Annotated in this window: 14 protein-coding genes and 1 tRNA gene; all 15 read left to right on the plus strand. The window is 60.2% G+C overall.

Annotation, left to right across the window (positions count from 1 at the left end; all coding sequences use genetic code 11):
* A partial coding sequence (locus BMW76_RS38545; RefSeq protein ID WP_072445389.1) for an EF-Tu C-terminal domain-related protein occupies positions 1-95 on the plus strand: 95 nt, incomplete at its 5' end.
* A gap of 62 nt (positions 96-157) precedes the next feature.
* A tRNA-Trp gene (locus tag BMW76_RS38550) sits at positions 158-233 on the plus strand.
* 35 nt (positions 234-268) lie between these two features.
* Positions 269-649 (plus strand): preprotein translocase subunit SecE, encoded by a 381-nt coding sequence (gene secE, locus BMW76_RS38555; RefSeq protein WP_012402206.1) that lies wholly within the window; start codon positions 269-271, stop codon positions 647-649.
* Position 650: 1 nt separating this feature from the next.
* Positions 651-1208 carry a transcription termination/antitermination protein NusG gene (nusG, locus tag BMW76_RS38560; RefSeq protein ID WP_007578364.1) on the plus strand — a complete coding sequence of 186 codons (558 nt, stop codon included), beginning with the start codon at positions 651-653 and terminating at the stop codon, positions 1206-1208.
* A gap of 152 nt (positions 1209-1360) precedes the next feature.
* The gene (gene rplK, locus BMW76_RS38565) at positions 1361-1792 is read left to right on the plus strand and encodes a 50S ribosomal protein L11 (RefSeq protein WP_090873965.1); all 432 of its coding nucleotides are present in this window, start codon (positions 1361-1363) and stop codon (positions 1790-1792) included.
* Entirely contained in the window at positions 1793-2491 is a 699-nt protein-coding gene (gene rplA / locus BMW76_RS38570; RefSeq protein ID WP_090873966.1) for a 50S ribosomal protein L1, read from the plus strand.
* Positions 2492-2768: 277 nt separating this feature from the next.
* The gene (rplJ, locus tag BMW76_RS38575; RefSeq protein ID WP_177200630.1) at positions 2769-3290 is read left to right on the plus strand and encodes a 50S ribosomal protein L10; all 522 of its coding nucleotides are present in this window, start codon (positions 2769-2771) and stop codon (positions 3288-3290) included.
* 75 nt (positions 3291-3365) lie between these two features.
* Entirely contained in the window at positions 3366-3743 is a 378-nt protein-coding gene (rplL, locus tag BMW76_RS38580; RefSeq protein WP_090873968.1) for a 50S ribosomal protein L7/L12, read from the plus strand.
* Between the two features lie 369 nt (positions 3744-4112).
* Positions 4113-8219, plus strand: coding sequence for a DNA-directed RNA polymerase subunit beta (gene rpoB, locus BMW76_RS38585; RefSeq protein ID WP_090873969.1), 4107 nt, complete (start codon positions 4113-4115; stop codon positions 8217-8219).
* 21 nt (positions 8220-8240) lie between these two features.
* Positions 8241-12482 (plus strand): DNA-directed RNA polymerase subunit beta', encoded by a 4242-nt coding sequence (gene rpoC, locus BMW76_RS38590; RefSeq protein WP_090873970.1) that lies wholly within the window; start codon positions 8241-8243, stop codon positions 12480-12482.
* A gap of 211 nt (positions 12483-12693) precedes the next feature.
* Positions 12694-14541, plus strand: coding sequence for a DNA helicase RecQ (recQ, locus tag BMW76_RS38595; protein ID WP_090873971.1), 1848 nt, complete (start codon positions 12694-12696; stop codon positions 14539-14541).
* Positions 14542-14749: 208 nt separating this feature from the next.
* On the plus strand, positions 14750-15130 hold the full coding sequence (gene rpsL, locus BMW76_RS38600; RefSeq protein WP_006053290.1) for a 30S ribosomal protein S12: 381 nt from the start codon (positions 14750-14752) through the stop codon (positions 15128-15130).
* A gap of 189 nt (positions 15131-15319) precedes the next feature.
* Entirely contained in the window at positions 15320-15790 is a 471-nt protein-coding gene (gene rpsG, locus BMW76_RS38605; RefSeq protein ID WP_006053291.1) for a 30S ribosomal protein S7, read from the plus strand.
* A 131-nt stretch (positions 15791-15921) separates the two neighbouring features.
* The gene (fusA, locus tag BMW76_RS38610) at positions 15922-18024 is read left to right on the plus strand and encodes an elongation factor G (protein ID WP_090873972.1); all 2103 of its coding nucleotides are present in this window, start codon (positions 15922-15924) and stop codon (positions 18022-18024) included.
* Positions 18025-18070: 46 nt separating this feature from the next.
* Positions 18071-18186 (plus strand): GTP-binding protein (locus BMW76_RS38615; RefSeq protein WP_035515644.1); only part of this gene is annotated, 116 nt, incomplete at its 3' end.

Here is an 18186-nt window from a genome sequence, read left to right on the forward strand (position 1 = left end):
TCGCGCCGATCGCGATGGAAGAAGGTCTGCGCTTCGCCATCCGCGAAGGTGGCCGTACCGTCGGCGCCGGTGTCGTTGCCAAGATCATCGAGTAAGCCAGTTAGTTCTCGTTGATCGGTTGTTTCGGGGTTGGCATTGTTGCCGACCCCAATGGTTTAGGGGTATAGCTCAACTGGCAGAGCGTCGGTCTCCAAAACCGAAGGTTGGGGGTTCGATTCCCTCTGCCCCTGCCAACTCTCGCGTCGCATGCGACGCTCGTTAAGGTGTTATGGCGAATCCTTCCGTCGAAACTGTTAATACTTCCAGCGACAAGCTGATGCTCGTTGCCGGCGTATTGTTGGTCTTGGCCGGGTTCGTGGGGTTCTTCTGGCTGAATGGCCAAGAGTGGTACGTCCGCGGAGCAGCTCTGGCTGTCGGGCTGATCGCAGGCGTCGCAGTCGGTCTTCTCTCAGCGCCCGGCAAGGGTTTTATCGCATTCGCCAAAGATTCGTACAAGGAAGTCCGCAAGGTTGTCTGGCCGACGCGCAAAGAAGCCAGCCAAACGACCTTGGTGGTTTTTGGCTTCGTGCTGATTATGGCGGTGTTCCTCTGGATTTGTGACAAATCCATCGAGTGGGCGATTTTCTCGGCGATTCTGGGTTGGAAATGATATGAGTGATATTCCGGCATCCCCGAGCGGAAAACGCTGGTACGTCGTGCACGCCTACTCCGGTATGGAGAAGAGCGTGCAACGTGCGCTTCAAGAGCGTATCGAGCGTGCTGGCATGCAGGACAAGTTCGGCCAGATCCTCGTCCCGACTGAAGAAGTCGTCGAGGTGAAGGGTGGTCACAAATCGGTGACTGAGCGTCGTTTCTTTCCGGGCTATGTGCTCGTCGAGATGGAAATGACGGACGAAACCTGGCACCTTGTGAAAAACACGGCAAAGGTGACGGGTTTCGTGGGCGGTGCGCGCAATCGTCCGAGCCCGATTTCTCCGCGGGAAGTGGAGAAGATTATGTCGCAGATGCAGGAAGGCGTGGAAAAGCCGCGCCCGAAGACCCTGTTCGAAGTCGGCGAGATGGTTCGGGTGAAGGATGGTCCTTTTACGGACTTCAACGGCAGCGTCGAAGAAGTGAATTACGAAAAGTCGCGCGTCCGTGTATCTGTCACGATTTTCGGTCGAGCTACACCGGTCGAACTGGAATTCGGCCAGGTGGAAAAGCTGTAAATCGGTTTTTGCGGATCGCGCCTGACGGCGCGATTCGTCTTTCGCGCTTACGGTCCGCGTAACGGCCGTTGAGGAGCGTCGGTAGTCAGAAACAGGACGAAGGCGCGCTACTACTCACCGAACGCAGTCGCGTTCTAAAGAGGTTCATCAACATGGCAAAGAAAATTGTCGGCTTTATCAAGCTGCAGATTCCTGCAGGTAAAGCCAATCCGTCGCCGCCGGTTGGTCCGGCACTGGGTCAACGCGGCCTGAACATCATGGAGTTCTGCAAGGCGTTCAACGCGCAGACTCAAGCGATGGAACCGGGTCTGCCGATCCCGGTCGTTATTACTGCATTCGCAGACAAAAGCTTCACGTTCGTCCTGAAGACGCCGCCGGCTACGGTTCTGATCAAAAAGGCAGCGAAGATCGACAAGGGCTCGAGCAAGCCGCACACCGACAAGGTCGGCAAGATCACGCGCGCTCAGGCTGAAGAAATCGCCAAGACCAAGATGCCAGACCTTACGGCAGCTGATCTGGATGCAGCGGTCCGCACGATCGCTGGTAGCGCCCGCTCGATGGGCATCACCGTGGAGGGCGTGTAAATGGCTAAGCTTTCGAAGCGTCTGCAAGCATTTGCAAACAAGGTCGATCGTCAGAAGCTGTACGCGATCGATGAAGCCCTGTCGCTCGTGAAGGAATGCGCAAGCGCGAAGTTCGACGAGTCGATCGACGTCGCGGTGCAGCTGGGCATCGATGCGAAGAAGTCGGATCAGGTGGTCCGCGGTTCGGTCGTTCTGCCGGCTGGTACGGGTAAGTCGGTTCGCGTTGCTGTGTTCGCCCAAGGCGAAAAGGCCGAACAGGCTCGCGCAGCTGGCGCGGATATCGTCGGCATGGAAGATCTGGCTGAGCAGGTCAAGGCTGGTAACCTGAACTTCGACGTCGTGATCGCTTCGCCGGACACGATGCGTGTCGTCGGTACGCTGGGTCAGATCCTCGGCCCGCGCGGCCTGATGCCGAACCCGAAGGTCGGCACGGTCACGCCGGACGTCGCGACGGCAGTGAAGAATGCAAAGGCCGGTCAGGTTCAGTTCCGCGTCGACAAGGCCGGTATCATCCATGCAACGATCGGCCGCGCATCGTTCGAGCCGACGGCTCTGCGTTCGAACCTGAGCGCGCTGGTCGAAGCGCTGCAAAAGGCGAAGCCGGCTACGAGCAAGGGCGTGTACCTGCGCAAGATCGCACTGTCCAGCACGATGGGCGTGGGCGTGCGTGTCGACCAGGCTACGCTGGCAGCACAGTAAAGTTTTGACCGTCCCGTCCGAGAGGTCGGGGCGGATTTAAGGGCTTTGGGCGGTCGCAAGATTGCAGTCTGAATCGAGCGGCCGGTTGTCAAAGACCGTTGGTGGAAGCGCAGTAGTCGGGCGTCTCCTTAATTCAAGCCAACGCAGATGGCGAACCCGAAAAAGTTTGAAGTGATGAAGCCGTTTGATTCCCGCAGCCATGCGGACCTTGAATGGTTGAAATACTCCTGACTGGTCGGACGCCGTTGTTGAACGCGACGCACGAAGCATATGCCGAATGCGTCGAATCTGGAGGTTAACCGTGCCACTGAACAAAGAAGGTAAGCAGGCCGTAGTGGCTGAGGTTTCCGCGCAAGTCGCGAAAGCTCAGACCATGGTTCTGGCCGAGTATCGTGGGATCACGGTTGGCGATCTGACCAAGCTGCGCGCGAAAGCGCGCGAGCAACAGGTGTATCTGCGCGTGTTGAAGAACACGCTGGCGCGTCGCGCTGTCGAAGGTACCCCGTTTGCTCCTCTGGCTGAGCAGATGACCGGTCCTCTGATCTACGGCATCTCGGAAGATGCAATTGCTGCTGCCAAGGTCGTCAACGACTTCGGCAAGAGCAATGACAAGTTGATCATCAAGGCTGGTTCGTACGAAGGCAAGGTGATGGACAAGGCAGGCGTGCAAGCGCTGGCCAACATCCCGAGCCGCGAAGAACTGCTCTCCAAGCTGTTGTTCGTCATGCAAGCGCCTGTTTCTGGCTTTGCGCGCGCTATGGCCGCGCTGGCAGAAAAGAAGCAAGGCGAGGCTGCGTAAGCAGTGCATCGACGCACTTCAGTCGGGCGTAATTGATCGCTGGCTGTATCCGAATTCAATTTAGGAGTATTTCAAATGGCAATCGCAAAAGAAGACATCCTCGAAGCCGTAGGCGCGATGTCGGTTCTGGAACTGAACGAACTGGTTAAGGCGTTCGAAGAGAAGTTTGGCGTGTCGGCTGCTGCTGTTGCAGTTGCGGGCCCTGCAGGCGCAGGCGGCGGCGCTGCTGCTGCTGAAGAGCAAACCGAATTCACGGTTGTTCTGACGGAAGCAGGCGGCAACAAGGTTGCAGTGATTAAGGCTGTTCGCGAACTGACGGGCTTGGGCCTGAAGGAAGCGAAGGACCTGGTCGACGGCGCACCGAAGCCCGTGAAGGAAGCGGTGCCCAAGGCTGCTGCTGACGAAGCCAAGAAGAAGCTGGAAGACGCAGGCGCGAAGGCTGAAATCAAGTAATTTTCAGCGCGCTGTGCGAAGGCTGGCGGTTTTCCACCGCCGGCCTTTTTGTGCTTTGTGGGAGCGACGTTTTTGCGTGTTTGTATCGGCAAAAATGTCCACCTAGAAGCCAAAGAGAATCGTCGTTCGGCAAGTTCGACTGGCGCTTCTCTTTGTCTTCTGAAGCGACTGCAGAAGGCAAGTTTGGTCGGGTAGCGGGCAACACAGGCATCCGCTGCCGTCAGCCAGCGGTTGGTAGCGGCCAACCACCAAGCTTCTAGGCTCGTTCAAGCCATCGGACGGCCAACGGGTCTCAGTCGGTGAACACTCGGGTTGTCACATCAAGGTATCCCGCCTCGACAACAATGCCCGCCGTGATTCGGAGATCGTATGCAATATTCCTTCACCGAGAAGAAGCGCATTCGCAAGAGTTTCGCGAAGCGCCCCATCGTTCACCAAGTACCTTTCCTGCTGGCTACCCAGCTTGAATCATTCAGCACGTTTCTGCAAGCAGAAGTGCCAACGGCGCAGCGCAAACCGGAAGGTCTGCAGGCTGCGTTCACCTCGGTTTTCCCCATTGTTTCGCACAACGGCTTCGCTCGTCTAGAGTTCGTCAGCTACATGCTGTCGTCGCCGGCATTCAACATCAAGGAATGTCAGCAGCGCGGCCTGACCTACTGCTCGGCGCTGCGTGCCAAGGTGCGTCTGGTTCTGCTCGACAAGGAATCGCCGAGCAAGCCCGTCGTCAAGGAAGTGAAAGAGCAGGAAGTGTACATGGGCGAAATTCCGCTCATGACGCCGACCGGCTCGTTCGTCATCAACGGCACGGAACGCGTGATCGTGTCGCAGCTGCACCGCTCGCCTGGCGTGTTCTTCGAACACGACAAGGGCAAGACGCACAGCTCCGGCAAGCTGCTGTTCTCGGCACGTATCATCCCCTACCGCGGCTCGTGGCTCGACTTCGAATTCGATCCGAAGGACGTGCTGTACTTCCGCGTCGACCGTCGCCGCAAGATGCCCGTTACGATCCTGCTGAAGGCAATCGGCCTGACGCCGGAACAGATCCTCGCGAACTTCTTCGTGTTCGACAACTTCACGCTGATGCCGGAAGGCGCGCAGATGGAGTTCGTGCCGGAGCGTCTGCGTGGCGAAGTCGCGCGCTTCGACATTACGGATCGCGATGGCAACGTCATCGTCCAGAAGGACAAGCGTATCAACGCGAAGCACATTCGCGACCTCGATAACGCAAAGACCAAGTTCATTTCGGTTCCCGAAGACTATCTGCTCGGCCGCGTGCTGGCGAAGAACGTCGTCGACGGCGACACGGGCGAAGTGATCGCGAACGCGAACGACGAGATCACGGAAAGCGTGCTCGAGAAGCTGCGCGAAGCGAAGATCAAGGACATCCAGACGCTCTATACGAACGATCTGGACCAGGGTCCGTACATCTCGTCGACGCTGCGTATCGACGAAACGGCCGACAAAATGGCCGCGCGTATCGCGATCTACCGCATGATGCGTCCGGGCGAGCCGCCGACGGAAGAAGCCGTCGAGGCGCTGTTCAACCGTCTGTTCTACAGCGAAGAAGCGTACGACCTGTCGAAGGTGGGTCGTATGAAGTTCAATCGTCGCGTCGGCCGCGATGAAATCATCGGCCCGATGACGCTGCAGGACGACGACATCCTCGCGACCATCAAGATCCTCGTCGAGCTGCGTAACGGCAAGGGCGAAGTGGACGACATCGACCACCTCGGCAACCGTCGCGTGCGTTGCGTCGGCGAACTGGCGGAGAACCAGTTCCGTGCGGGTCTCGTGCGTGTCGAACGCGCAGTGAAGGAGCGCCTCGGCCAGGCCGAAAGCGAAAACCTGATGCCGCACGACCTGATCAACTCGAAGCCGATTTCGTCGGCAATTCGCGAGTTCTTCGGTTCGTCGCAGCTGTCGCAGTTCATGGACCAGACCAACCCGCTGTCGGAGATCACCCACAAGCGCCGCGTGTCGGCACTTGGCCCGGGCGGTCTGACGCGCGAGCGCGCTGGCTTCGAAGTCCGCGACGTGCACCCGACTCACTACGGCCGCGTCTGCCCGATTGAAACGCCGGAAGGCCCGAACATCGGTCTGATCAACTCGCTGGCTCTGTACGCGCACCTGAACGAATACGGCTTCCTCGAAACGCCGTATCGCAAGGTTACGGACGGCAAGGTCACGGATCAGATCGACTATCTGTCGGCGATCGAAGAAGGCCGTTACGTGATCGCTCAGGCGAACGCGGCAGTGGCCGAAGACGGCGCGCTGACCGACGAACTGGTGTCGTCGCGTGAAGCGGGCGAAACGATGATGGTCACGCCGGACCGCATCCAGTACATGGACGTGGCGCCGTCGCAGATCGTGTCGGTGGCAGCATCGCTGATTCCGTTCCTCGAGCACGACGACGCGAACCGTGCACTGATGGGCTCGAACATGCAGCGTCAGGCTGTGCCGTGTCTGCGTCCGGAAAAGCCGGTCGTCGGTACGGGCATCGAGCGTACGGTCGCTGTTGACTCGGGCACGACCGTGCAGGCACTGCGCGGCGGTGTGGTCGATTACGTCGACGCGGGCCGTATCGTGATTCGTGTGAACGACGACGAAGCGGTTGCAGGCGATGTCGGTGTCGACATCTACAACCTGATCAAGTACACGCGTTCGAACCAGAACACGAACATCAACCAGCGTCCGATCGTGAAGGTCGGCGACAAGGTTGCGCGCGGCGACGTGCTGGCTGACGGCGCTTCGACGGACCTCGGCGAACTGGCTCTCGGCCAGAACATGCTGGTCGCGTTCATGCCGTGGAACGGCTACAACTTCGAAGACTCGATCCTGATCTCGGAGAAGGTCGTTGCGGACGATCGCTACACGTCGATCCACATCGAAGAACTGAACGTCGTGGCTCGCGACACGAAGCTCGGACCGGAAGAAATCACGCGCGATATTTCGAACCTCGCAGAAGTGCAGCTTGGCCGTCTCGACGAGTCGGGCATCGTGTACATCGGCGCAGAAGTCGAAGCGGGCGACGTGCTGGTCGGCAAGGTCACGCCGAAGGGCGAAACCCAGCTGACGCCGGAAGAAAAGCTGTTGCGCGCGATCTTCGGCGAGAAGGCATCGGACGTGAAGGACACGTCGCTGCGCGTGCCGTCGGGCATGAGCGGCACGGTGATCGACGTGCAGGTGTTCACGCGTGAAGGCATCCAGCGCGACAAGCGCGCGCAACAGATCATCGATGATGAACTGAAGCGCTATCGTCTCGACCTGAACGACCAGCTGCGTATCGTGGAAGGCGACGCGTTCCAGCGTCTTGCACGTATGCTCGTCGGCAAGGTCGCGAACGGCGGTCCGAAGAAGCTCGCGAAGGGTACGAAGATCGAACAGGCCTACCTGGAGGATCTCGATCACTACCACTGGTTCGATATCCGCCTCGCGGACGAAGAAGCAGCGGCTCAGCTCGAAGCGATCAAGGACTCGATCGAACAGAAGCGTCACCAGTTCGATCTCGCGTTCGAAGAGAAGCGCAAGAAGCTCACGCAAGGCGACGAACTGCCGCCGGGCGTGCTGAAGATGGTCAAGGTCTACCTCGCCGTGAAGCGTCGTCTGCAGCCTGGCGACAAGATGGCAGGCCGTCACGGTAACAAGGGTGTCGTGTCGAAGATCGTGCCGATCGAAGACATGCCGTACATGGCCGATGGCCGTCCCGCAGACGTCGTGCTGAACCCGCTCGGCGTTCCGTCACGGATGAACGTGGGTCAGGTTCTCGAAGTGCATCTGGGCTGGGCCGCGAAGGGGCTGGGCTGGCGTATCGGCGAAATGCTGCAGCGTCAGTCGAAGATCGAAGAAGTGCGCACGTTCCTGACCAAGATCTACAACGAGTCGGGCCGCGCGGAAGAGCTGGAAAGCTTCTCCGACGACGAGATCCTCGAACTGGCGAGGAACCTGCGTGAAGGCGTGCCGTTCGCGACGCCGGTGTTCGACGGTGCGACGGAAGACGAAATGTCCAACATGCTGGACCTGGCCTTCCCGGATGACATCGCGCAGAACCTCGGCATGACGAAGTCGAAGAACCAGGTGCGTCTGTACGACGGCCGCACGGGTGAAGCCTTCGAACGGACGGTGACGGTCGGTTACATGCACTACCTGAAGCTGCATCACCTGGTCGACGACAAGATGCACGCGCGTTCGACGGGCCCGTACTCGCTCGTGACCCAGCAGCCGTTGGGCGGCAAGGCGCAGTTCGGTGGTCAGCGCTTCGGTGAGATGGAAGTGTGGGCGCTCGAGGCCTATGGCGCATCGTATGTGCTGCAGGAAATGTTGACGGTCAAGTCGGACGACGTGACAGGCCGGACCAAGGTTTACGAGAACCTGGTCAAGGGCGATCACGTGATCGACGCGGGTATGCCGGAATCCTTCAACGTGCTGGTGAAGGAAATCCGCTCGCTCGGTATCGACATCGACCTCGATCGCAACTAATCGGACTACGGAGAGAAAGCAATGAAAGCTCTGCTCGATCTATTCAAGCAAGTCCAACAGGAAGAAGTCTTTGACGCGATCAAGATCGGTCTGGCCTCGCCCGACAAGATCCGTTCGTGGTCGTTCGGCGAAGTGAAGAAGCCGGAAACCATCAACTACCGCACGTTCAAGCCGGAGCGGGATGGTCTGTTTTGCGCGAAGATTTTTGGTCCGATCAAGGACTACGAATGCCTTTGCGGCAAGTACAAGCGCCTGAAGCACCGTGGCGTGATCTGCGAGAAGTGCGGCGTCGAAGTGACGCTCGCGAAGGTGCGTCGCGAACGCATGGGCCACATCGAACTGGCCTCGCCTGTCGCGCACATCTGGTTCCTGAAGTCGCTGCCGTCGCGTTTGGGCATGGTGCTCGACATGACGCTGCGCGACATCGAGCGCGTGCTGTACTTTGAAGCATATGTGGTGATCGATCCGGGCATGACGCCGCTGAAGGCGCGCCAGATCATGACGGAAGAGGATTACTACAACAAGGTTGAAGAGTACGGCGACGAATTCCGCGCTGAAATGGGCGCGGAAGGCGTGCGCGAACTGCTGCGCGCGATCAACATCGACGAGCAGGTCGAAACGCTGCGCTCGGAGCTGAAGAACACGGGTTCGGAAGCGAAGATCAAGAAGTACGCGAAGCGCCTGAAGGTGCTCGAGGCCTTCCAGCGTTCGGGCATCAAGCCCGAGTGGATGATTCTCGAAGTGCTGCCCGTGCTGCCGCCGGAACTGCGTCCGCTGGTTCCGCTGGACGGCGGCCGTTTCGCGACGTCCGATCTGAACGACCTGTATCGCCGCGTGATCAACCGTAACAACCGGTTGAAGCGTCTGCTCGAACTGAAGGCGCCTGAAATCATCGTCCGCAACGAAAAGCGGATGCTGCAGGAAGCCGTCGATTCGCTGCTCGACAACGGCCGTCGCGGCAAGGCGATGACGGGCGCGAACAAGCGTCCGCTGAAGTCGCTCGCCGACATGATCAAGGGTAAGGGCGGTCGCTTCCGTCAGAACCTGCTGGGCAAGCGCGTCGACTACTCGGGCCGTTCGGTCATCGTGGTCGGCCCGACGCTGAAGCTGCACCAGTGCGGTCTGCCGAAGCTGATGGCGCTCGAGCTCTTCAAGCCGTTCATCTTCAACAAGCTGGAAGTGATGGGCGTCGCGACGACCATCAAGGCGGCGAAGAAGGAAGTCGAGAACCAGACGCCCGTCGTGTGGGACATCCTCGAAGAGGTGATCCGCGAGCATCCGGTGATGCTGAACCGTGCGCCTACTCTTCACCGTCTCGGCATTCAGGCTTTCGAGCCGGTGCTGATCGAAGGCAAGGCAATCCAGCTGCACCCGCTCGTTTGCGCGGCGTTCAACGCCGACTTCGACGGTGACCAGATGGCTGTTCACGTTCCGCTGTCGCTCGAAGCGCAGATGGAAGCGCGCACGCTGATGCTGGCGTCGAACAACGTGCTGTTCCCGGCCAACGGCGATCCGTCGATCGTGCCGTCGCAGGACATCGTGCTCGGCCTGTACTACGCGACGCGTGAAGCGATCAACGGCAAGGGCGAAGGCATGTCGTTCACGGGCGTGTCGGAAGTGCTGCGCGCCTATGAGAACAAGGAAGTCGAGCTGGCCTCGCGCGTCAACGTGCGGATCACCGAAATGGTCCACAACGAAGACAAGTCGGAAGGCGCGCCGGCATTCGTGCCGAAGATTTCGCTGTATGCGACGACCGTCGGCCGCGCGATCCTGTCGGAAATCCTGCCGCCGGGTCTGCCGTTCTCGGTGCTGAACAAGCCGCTGAAGAAGAAGGAAATCTCGCGTCTGATCAACACGGCGTTCCGCCGCTGCGGTCTGCGCGAAACGGTGATCTTCGCCGACCAACTGATGCAGTCGGGTTTCCGCCTCGCGACGCGCGCCGGCATTTCGATCTGCGTCGACGACATGCTCGTGCCGCCGCAGAAGGAACAGATCGTCGGCGACGCAGCGAAGAAGGTGAAGGAATACGACCGTCAGTACATGTCGGGTCTCGTCACCGCGCAGGAACGCTACAACAACGTGGTCGACATCTGGTCGGCGACGTCGGAAGCGGTCGGCAAGGCGATGATGGAGCAGCTGTCGACGGAGCCCGTCGTGGACCGCGACGGCAACGAAACGCGTCAGGAGTCGTTCAACTCCATCTACATGATGGCTGACTCGGGTGCGCGTGGTTCGGCAGTGCAGATTCGTCAGCTGGCCGGTATGCGCGGCCTGATGGCGAAGCCGGACGGCTCGATCATCGAGACGCCGATTACGGCGAACTTCCGCGAAGGCCTGAACGTGTTGCAGTACTTCATCTCGACCCACGGCGCACGTAAGGGTCTGGCTGATACGGCACTGAAGACGGCAAACTCCGGTTATCTGACGCGTCGTCTGGTGGACGTCACGCAAGACCTCGTCGTGGTCGAAGACGATTGCGGTACGTCGAACGGCGTGGCGATGAAGGCGCTGGTCGAAGGCGGTGAAGTCGTCGAAGCGCTGCGCGACCGCATTCTCGGCCGCGTTGCGGTGGCTGACGTCGTCAATCCGGAAACGCAAGAGACGCTGTACGAATCGGGCACGCTGCTCGACGAAACGGCCGTCGAAGATATCGAGCGTCTGGGCATCGACGAAGTGCGCGTGCGCACGCCGCTCACCTGCGAAACGCGTTACGGTCTGTGCGCGTCGTGCTATGGCCGCGACCTGGGCCGTGGCTCGCTCGTGAACGTCGGCGAAGCAGTCGGCGTGATCGCTGCGCAGTCGATCGGCGAGCCGGGCACGCAGCTGACGATGCGTACGTTCCACATCGGTGGCGCGGCATCGCGTGCGGCAGTGGCGTCGTCGATCGAGGCGAAGTCGAACGGTACGGTGCGTTTCACGTCGACGATGCGTTACGTCACGAATGCGAAGGGCGAGCAGATCGTCATCTCGCGTTCGGGCGAAGCGATGATCACCGACGATCACGGCCGCGAGCGCGAGCGTCACAAGGTGCCGTACGGCGCGACGCTGCTGCAACTCGACGGCGCGCAGATCAAGGCAGGCACGCAGCTGGCCACGTGGGACCCGATGACGCGTCCGATCATCACCGAGTACGGCGGTACGGTGAAGTTCGAAAACGTCGAGGAAGGCGTGACGGTCGCGAAGCAGATCGACGACGTGACGGGTCTTTCTACGCTCGTCGTGATCGACGTGAAGCGCCGCGGTTCGCAGGCGTCGAAGAGCGTGCGTCCGCAGGTGAAGCTGCTCGACTCGAACGGCGAAGAAGTGAAGATCCCGAACTCGGAGCACTCGGTTCAGATCGGCTTCCAGGTCGGCGCACTGATCACAGTGAAGGACGGTCAGCAGGTTCAGGTGGGTGAAGTGCTCGCACGTATCCCGACGGAATCGCAGAAGACGCGTGACATTACGGGTGGTCTGCCGCGTGTGGCGGAACTGTTCGAAGCACGTTCGCCGAAGGACGCAGGTATCCTGGCGGAAGTCACGGGTACGACGTCGTTCGGTAAGGACACGAAGGGCAAGCAGCGTCTCGTTATCACGGACCTCGAGGGCAACCAGCACGAGTTCCTGATCGCGAAGGAAAAGCAGGTTCTGGTGCACGACGGTCAGGTCGTCAACAAGGGCGAAATGATCGTCGACGGGCCGGCCGATCCGCACGACATCCTGCGTCTGCAGGGTATCGAAGCGCTGTCGCGCTACATCGTGGACGAAGTGCAGGACGTGTACCGTCTGCAGGGCGTGAAGATCAACGACAAGCACATTGAAGTGATCGTGCGTCAGATGCTGCGTCGTGTGCAGATCAGCGACAACGGCGATACGCGCTTCATCCCGGGCGAGCAGGTCGAGCGTTCGGACATGCTGGACGAAAACGACCGCATGATCGCGGAAGACAAGCGTCCGGCAACGTACGAGAACATTCTGCTGGGTATTACGAAGGCGTCGCTGTCGACCGACTCGTTCATCTCCGCGGCATCGTTCCAGGAAACGACCCGCGTGCTGACGGAAGCGGCCATCATGGGCAAGCGCGACGATCTGCGTGGCCTGAAGGAAAACGTGATCGTCGGCCGTCTGATTCCGGCCGGTACGGGTCTCGCGTTCCACAAGGCGCGCAAGACCAAGGAAATGGCGGATCGCGAGCGTTTCGACCAGATCGCTGCCGAAGAGGCCTTCGAGTTCGGTACGCCGGAAAACCCGGCCGCCGAGCAAACGCCGCACACCAACGAGTAAGCTGACCGGCGGCGCAAGCCGCTATGTCCAGCGAAGTTGACAAAACCGCCCGGTTTCGACCGGGCGGTTTTTTTTCGTCCGCCAATCCGTGCGTTTGGCCTATGCCATTCGGACTCTGCTGGATGGATGGTGGCGCGACAAAGCCCAGGCGAAACGCGATTGCGTTGGTAAAATTCGTGTCACCGTTTCCGCGCTCTTCACTCTTTCCTTCATGTCCCGTCCGCTCCAGATCCTCAACGAAGTTTTCGGTTATCCCGCGTTTCGAGGGCAGCAGAGCGAAATTGTCGAGCATGTCGCAGCGGGCGGCGACTGTCTGGTGCTGATGCCGACGGGGGGCGGCAAATCGCTGTGCTATCAGATTCCATCGCTGGTGCGGCGCGAGGCCGGTTTGGGCGCGGGCATCGTCGTGTCGCCGCTGATCGCGTTGATGCAGGATCAGGTGGCGGCGCTGAGGGAAGTCGGCGTGCGAGCGGCCTATCTGAACTCGACGCTGTCGGGCGCCGATGCCGCCGCGACTGAACGCGCGCTGCGCGATGGGGAGATTGATCTGCTGTACGTCGCGCCGGAACGGCTGATGACGCCGCGCTTTCTCGATCTGCTCGAGCGCGCGCGCATCGGCCTGTTCGCCATCGATGAAGCGCATTGCGTGTCGCAATGGGGGCACGACTTCCGGCCCGAGTACATTCAGCTCTCGGTGCTGCACGAGCGGTTTCCGTCCGTGCCGCGCATCGCGCTCACCGCGACCGCCGACGCGATTACGCGCGATGAAATCATCCATCGGCTCGCGCTCGACGATGCGCGTGTTTTTGTGTCGAGCTTCGACAGGCCGAATATCCGCTATCGGATCGTCGAGAAAGATAACGCGCGCGCGCAACTGCTCGACTTCATCCGCGCGGAACACATGCGCGCTGACGGCGCCAGCGATGCGGGCGTCGTGTATTGCCTGTCCCGTCGCAAGGTCGAGGAAACGGCCGAGTGGCTAAAAGGGCAGGGCATCCGCGCGCTGCCCTATCACGCGGGCATGGAGTTCGAAGTGCGTCAGCAGCATCAGGAAATCTTCCAGCGCGAGGAAGGCATCGTGATGTGCGCGACGATTGCGTTCGGCATGGGCATCGACAAGCCGGACGTGCGCTTCGTTGCGCACCTGGATCTGCCGAAAAGCGTCGAAGGCTACTACCAGGAAACGGGACGCGCCGGACGCGACGGTCTGCCGGCAAACGCGTGGATGGCTTATGGCCTCGGCGACGTCGTGCAGCAACGCAAGATGATCGACGAATCGGAAGCCGACGACGCGCATAAGCGGGTGCAGACTGGCAAGCTCGATGCGCTGCTCGGGCTGTGCGAAACCGCGGCCTGCCGCCGCGTCCGCCTGCTCGCCTACTTCGGCGAGGAGGGCAAGCCGTGCGGTAACTGCGATACGTGCATCGAGCCGCCGGCGTCGTGGGACGCGACGCGTGAATCGCAGATGGCGCTGTCGTGTGTGTTTCGGGCGCAGCGCGCGAGCGGGTTTAATTTCGGCGCCGGCCATCTGATCGACATTTTGCGCGGTAATCGCAACGAGAAGATTCTGCAGCGCGGTCACGATCGGCTCAGTACGTTCGGAATCGGTGCGGCTTTATCCGAGCATGAATGGCGTGCGGTCTTTCGCCAGTTGGTCGCCTTCGGATTTCTCACTGTCGATCATGAAGGCTTTGGCGCGCTCGTGTTGACGGAGGCGAGCAAGCCCGTACTGAAGGGCGAGCAGCAGGTGACGATGCGCCGGTATGTGAAGCCGGTGCGTACGCGTCAATCGTCCGGACGCACGAGCGAGCGCGCAGATCCGACGGCGGGCATGAGCGCACGCGAGCGCGCGCGCTGGGACCGGTTGCGCGCGTGGCGCACCGAAATGGCAAAGAGCGACGGCGTGCCCGCCTACGTCATTTTCCACGATGCCACGCTGGCGGAGATTGCGCGCAATGCCCCCGAATCGCTGGACGATTTGCGCCACATTCCGGGGATGGGCGCACGCAAGCTCGACCGTTTCGGCGACGAATTGCTTGAAGTCGTCGCGGCGGACTGACCTCGAATCAACGATAAACCCGTTCGAATCGACGCAACCTGTTGACTCGTTTAGGATTTTCGGAATATGATGCTAGGTTCCGGTTCTTGGCAGGATTGCGCGCGGCGTAAGCCCTTCGAGTCCGTCAAGGCAGGAAGTCAGAAGCGCATTCGTTTTTGCTTTGCCCAGAAATGGATGCGTCGATTTTGTTCAATTTCAGGAATAAACAATGCCAACCATCAATCAACTGGTTCGCAAAGGCCGCACGTCGGAAACGACGAAGAGCAAGAGCCCGGCCCTGCAGGACTGCCCCCAGCGTCGCGGCGTGTGCACTCGCGTGTACACCACGACGCCGAAGAAGCCGAACTCGGCACTCCGTAAAGTCGCCAAGGTTCGTTTGACGAACGGCTTCGAAGTCATTTCGTACATCGGTGGTGAAGGCCACAACCTGCAAGAACACTCGGTCGTGCTGATTCGCGGCGGCCGTGTGAAGGACTTGCCGGGTGTGCGTTACCACATGGTTCGCGGCTCGCTGGATACGCAGGGCGTCAAGGATCGTAAGCAGGCTCGCTCGAAGTACGGTGCGAAGCGCGCCAAGGCCGGCAAGTAATCAGCCGGTCAATGCAGCAGTAACAGGTCGCCTGCAAAGGCGGTAATAGCGGTGGTGCCGGATAGCCGGTGCTGTCGAGTAAGTGGTCACCCGACCAGGCTGGTAAGTCGTAATGGATGAATCGGGTTAGTTGGTGGCCGCGGGGTGGTGCAGAGGCACTGCTCCAACTGAAAAGTCAAAGGAAGAAACATGCCGCGTCGTCGCGAAGTCCCCAAGCGGGAAGTGTTGCCGGATCCGAAGTTCGGTAACGTTGATGTAGCAAAATTCATGAACGTGCTGATGCTCTCCGGCAAGAAGTCGGTTGCCGAGCGCATCGTGTACGGCGCTTTCGAGCAGATCCAGACCAAGGGTGGCAAGGACCCGCTGGAAGTGTTCACGGTAGCGCTCAACAACGTCAAGCCGGTGGTCGAAGTGAAGAGCCGCCGCGTTGGTGGTGCGAACTATCAGGTTCCGGTCGAAGTGCGTCCATCGCGTCGTATGGCATTGGCGATGCGTTGGTTGCGTGAAGCCGCGAAGAAGCGCAGCGAAAAGTCGATGGCCCTGCGCCTGGCAGGTGAACTCTCCGAAGCGGCTGAAGGCCGTGGTGGCGCAATGAAGAAGCGCGACGAAGTTCACCGGATGGCAGAAGCCAACAAGGCGTTCTCGCATTTCCGTTTCTAAGCATCCCGTCCCCGGGTTAGCAGTAAAGCGGAAAGAAATTCCGGGCGGGTGCGCTTACAGGCGCCTCGCCCGTTTGTGTTAGGGCGCGATGGACTCTCTGTTCCATCGCGTCATCCCAATAGAGGATCAAAGTGGCTCGCAAGACTCCTATCGAGCGCTACCGCAACATCGGTATTAGCGCTCACATCGACGCCGGCAAGACGACGACGACCGAGCGCATCCTGTTCTATACCGGCGTGAACCACAAGATCGGTGAAGTGCACGACGGCGCCGCCACCATGGACTGGATGGAGCAGGAACAGGAACGTGGTATCACGATCACGTCCGCTGCTACCACGGCGTTCTGGAAGGGCATGGGTAACAACTACCCGGAACACCGCATCAACATCATCGACACCCCGGGTCACGTCGACTTCACGATCGAAGTCGAGCGCTCGATGCGCGTGCTCGATGGCGCATGCATGGTGTACTGCGCAGTGGGCGGCGTGCAGCCGCAGTCGGAAACGGTGTGGCGTCAGGCTAACAAGTACAAGGTGCCCCGTCTCGCATTCGTCAACAAGATGGACCGTACCGGCGCGAACTTCTTCAAGGTCTACGATCAGCTGAAGACCCGTCTGAAGGCCAACCCGGTTCCCGTCGTGGTGCCGATCGGCTCGGAAGAGAACTTCAAGGGCGTCGTCGATCTGCTGAAGATGAAGGCGATCATTTGGGACGAAGCGTCGCAAGGCACGAAGTTCGACTACGTCGACATCCCGGCCGAGCTCGTTGACACGTGCAACGAGTGGCGCGAAAAGATGATCGAATCGGCGGCTGAAGCCAGCGAAGAGCTGATGGAAAAGTACCTCGGCGGCGACACGCTGACCGAAGCGGAAATCGTCAAGGCGCTGCGCGACCGTACGATCGCTTGCGAAATCCAGCCGATGCTGTGCGGCACCGCGTTCAAGAACAAGGGCGTGCAGCGCATGCTCGACGCCGTGATCGACTTCCTGCCGTCGCCGGTCGACATTCCCCCTGTCAAGGGCGAGCTCGAAAGCGGTGAGGCTGCTGAGCGCAAGGCGTCGGACGACGAGAAGTTCTCGGCACTGGCATTCAAGATCATGACCGACCCGTTCGTCGGCCAGCTGATCTTCTTCCGCGTGTACTCGGGTATCGTGAATTCGGGCGACACCGTGCTGAACTCGACCAAGGACAAGAAGGAACGTCTCGGTCGTATTCTGCAGATGCACGCAAACCAGCGCGAAGAAATCAAGGAAGTGCGCGCAGGCGACATCGCCGCGGCCGTCGGCCTGAAGGAAGCGACCACGGGTGACACGCTGTGCGACCCGGCGCACCCGATCGTTCTCGAGCGCATGATTTTCCCGGAGCCGGTGATTTCGCAGGCAGTCGAGCCGAAGACGAAGGCTGACCAGGAAAAGATGGGCCTGGCGCTGAACCGTCTGGCTCAGGAAGACCCGTCGTTCCGCGTGCAAACGGACGAGGAATCGGGCCAGACCATCATTTCGGGCATGGGCGAACTGCACCTCGAAATTCTGGTCGACCGTATGAAGCGTGAGTTCAACGTCGAAGCGACCGTCGGCAAGCCGCAGGTTGCGTACCGCGAAACGATCCGCGCGACGGCGACGGACGTGGAAGGCAAGTTCGTCAAGCAGTCGGGCGGCCGCGGCCAGTACGGTCACGCTGTCATCACGCTTGAGCCGAACGAGCAGGGCAAGGGCTACGAGTTCCTGGACGAGATCAAGGGCGGTGTGATTCCGCGCGAATACATCCCGGCGGTCGACAAGGGTATCCAGGAAACGCTGAAGAGCGGCGTGCTCGCCGGCTTCCCGGTCGTCGACGTGAAGGTTCACCTGACGTTCGGTTCGTACCACGACGTTGACTCGAACGAAAATGCGTTCCGCATGGCCGGTTCGATGGCGTTCAAGGAAGCAATGCGCAAGGCGAGCCCGGTCATCCTCGAGCCGATGATGGCCGTGGAAGTCGAAACGCCTGAAGACTACATGGGCAACGTGATGGGCGACCTGTCGGGCCGTCGCGGTATTGTCCAGGGCATGGAAGACATGGTGGGCGGTGGCAAGATCGTCCGCGCCGAAGTGCCGCTGTCGGAGATGTTTGGCTACTCGACGTCGCTGCGCTCGCTGACGCAAGGCCGCGCAACGTACACGATGGAATTCAAGCACTACGCAGAAGCTCCGCGTAACGTGTCGGAAGCGATCATCAACGCGAAGTCGAAGTAAGACCTCGCACAGTCATTCATCGAACAACTTTTGAAAGAAGAGAAACATGGCTAAAGGTAAATTCGAACGGACGAAGCCGCACGTGAACGTCGGCACGATCGGTCACGTTGACCACGGCAAGACCACGCTGACGGCAGCGATCACGACGGTGCTGACCGCCAA

Origin of the sequence: Paraburkholderia diazotrophica (assembly GCF_900108945.1) — a bacterium.
GTDB lineage: Bacteria > Pseudomonadota > Gammaproteobacteria > Burkholderiales > Burkholderiaceae > Paraburkholderia > Paraburkholderia diazotrophica.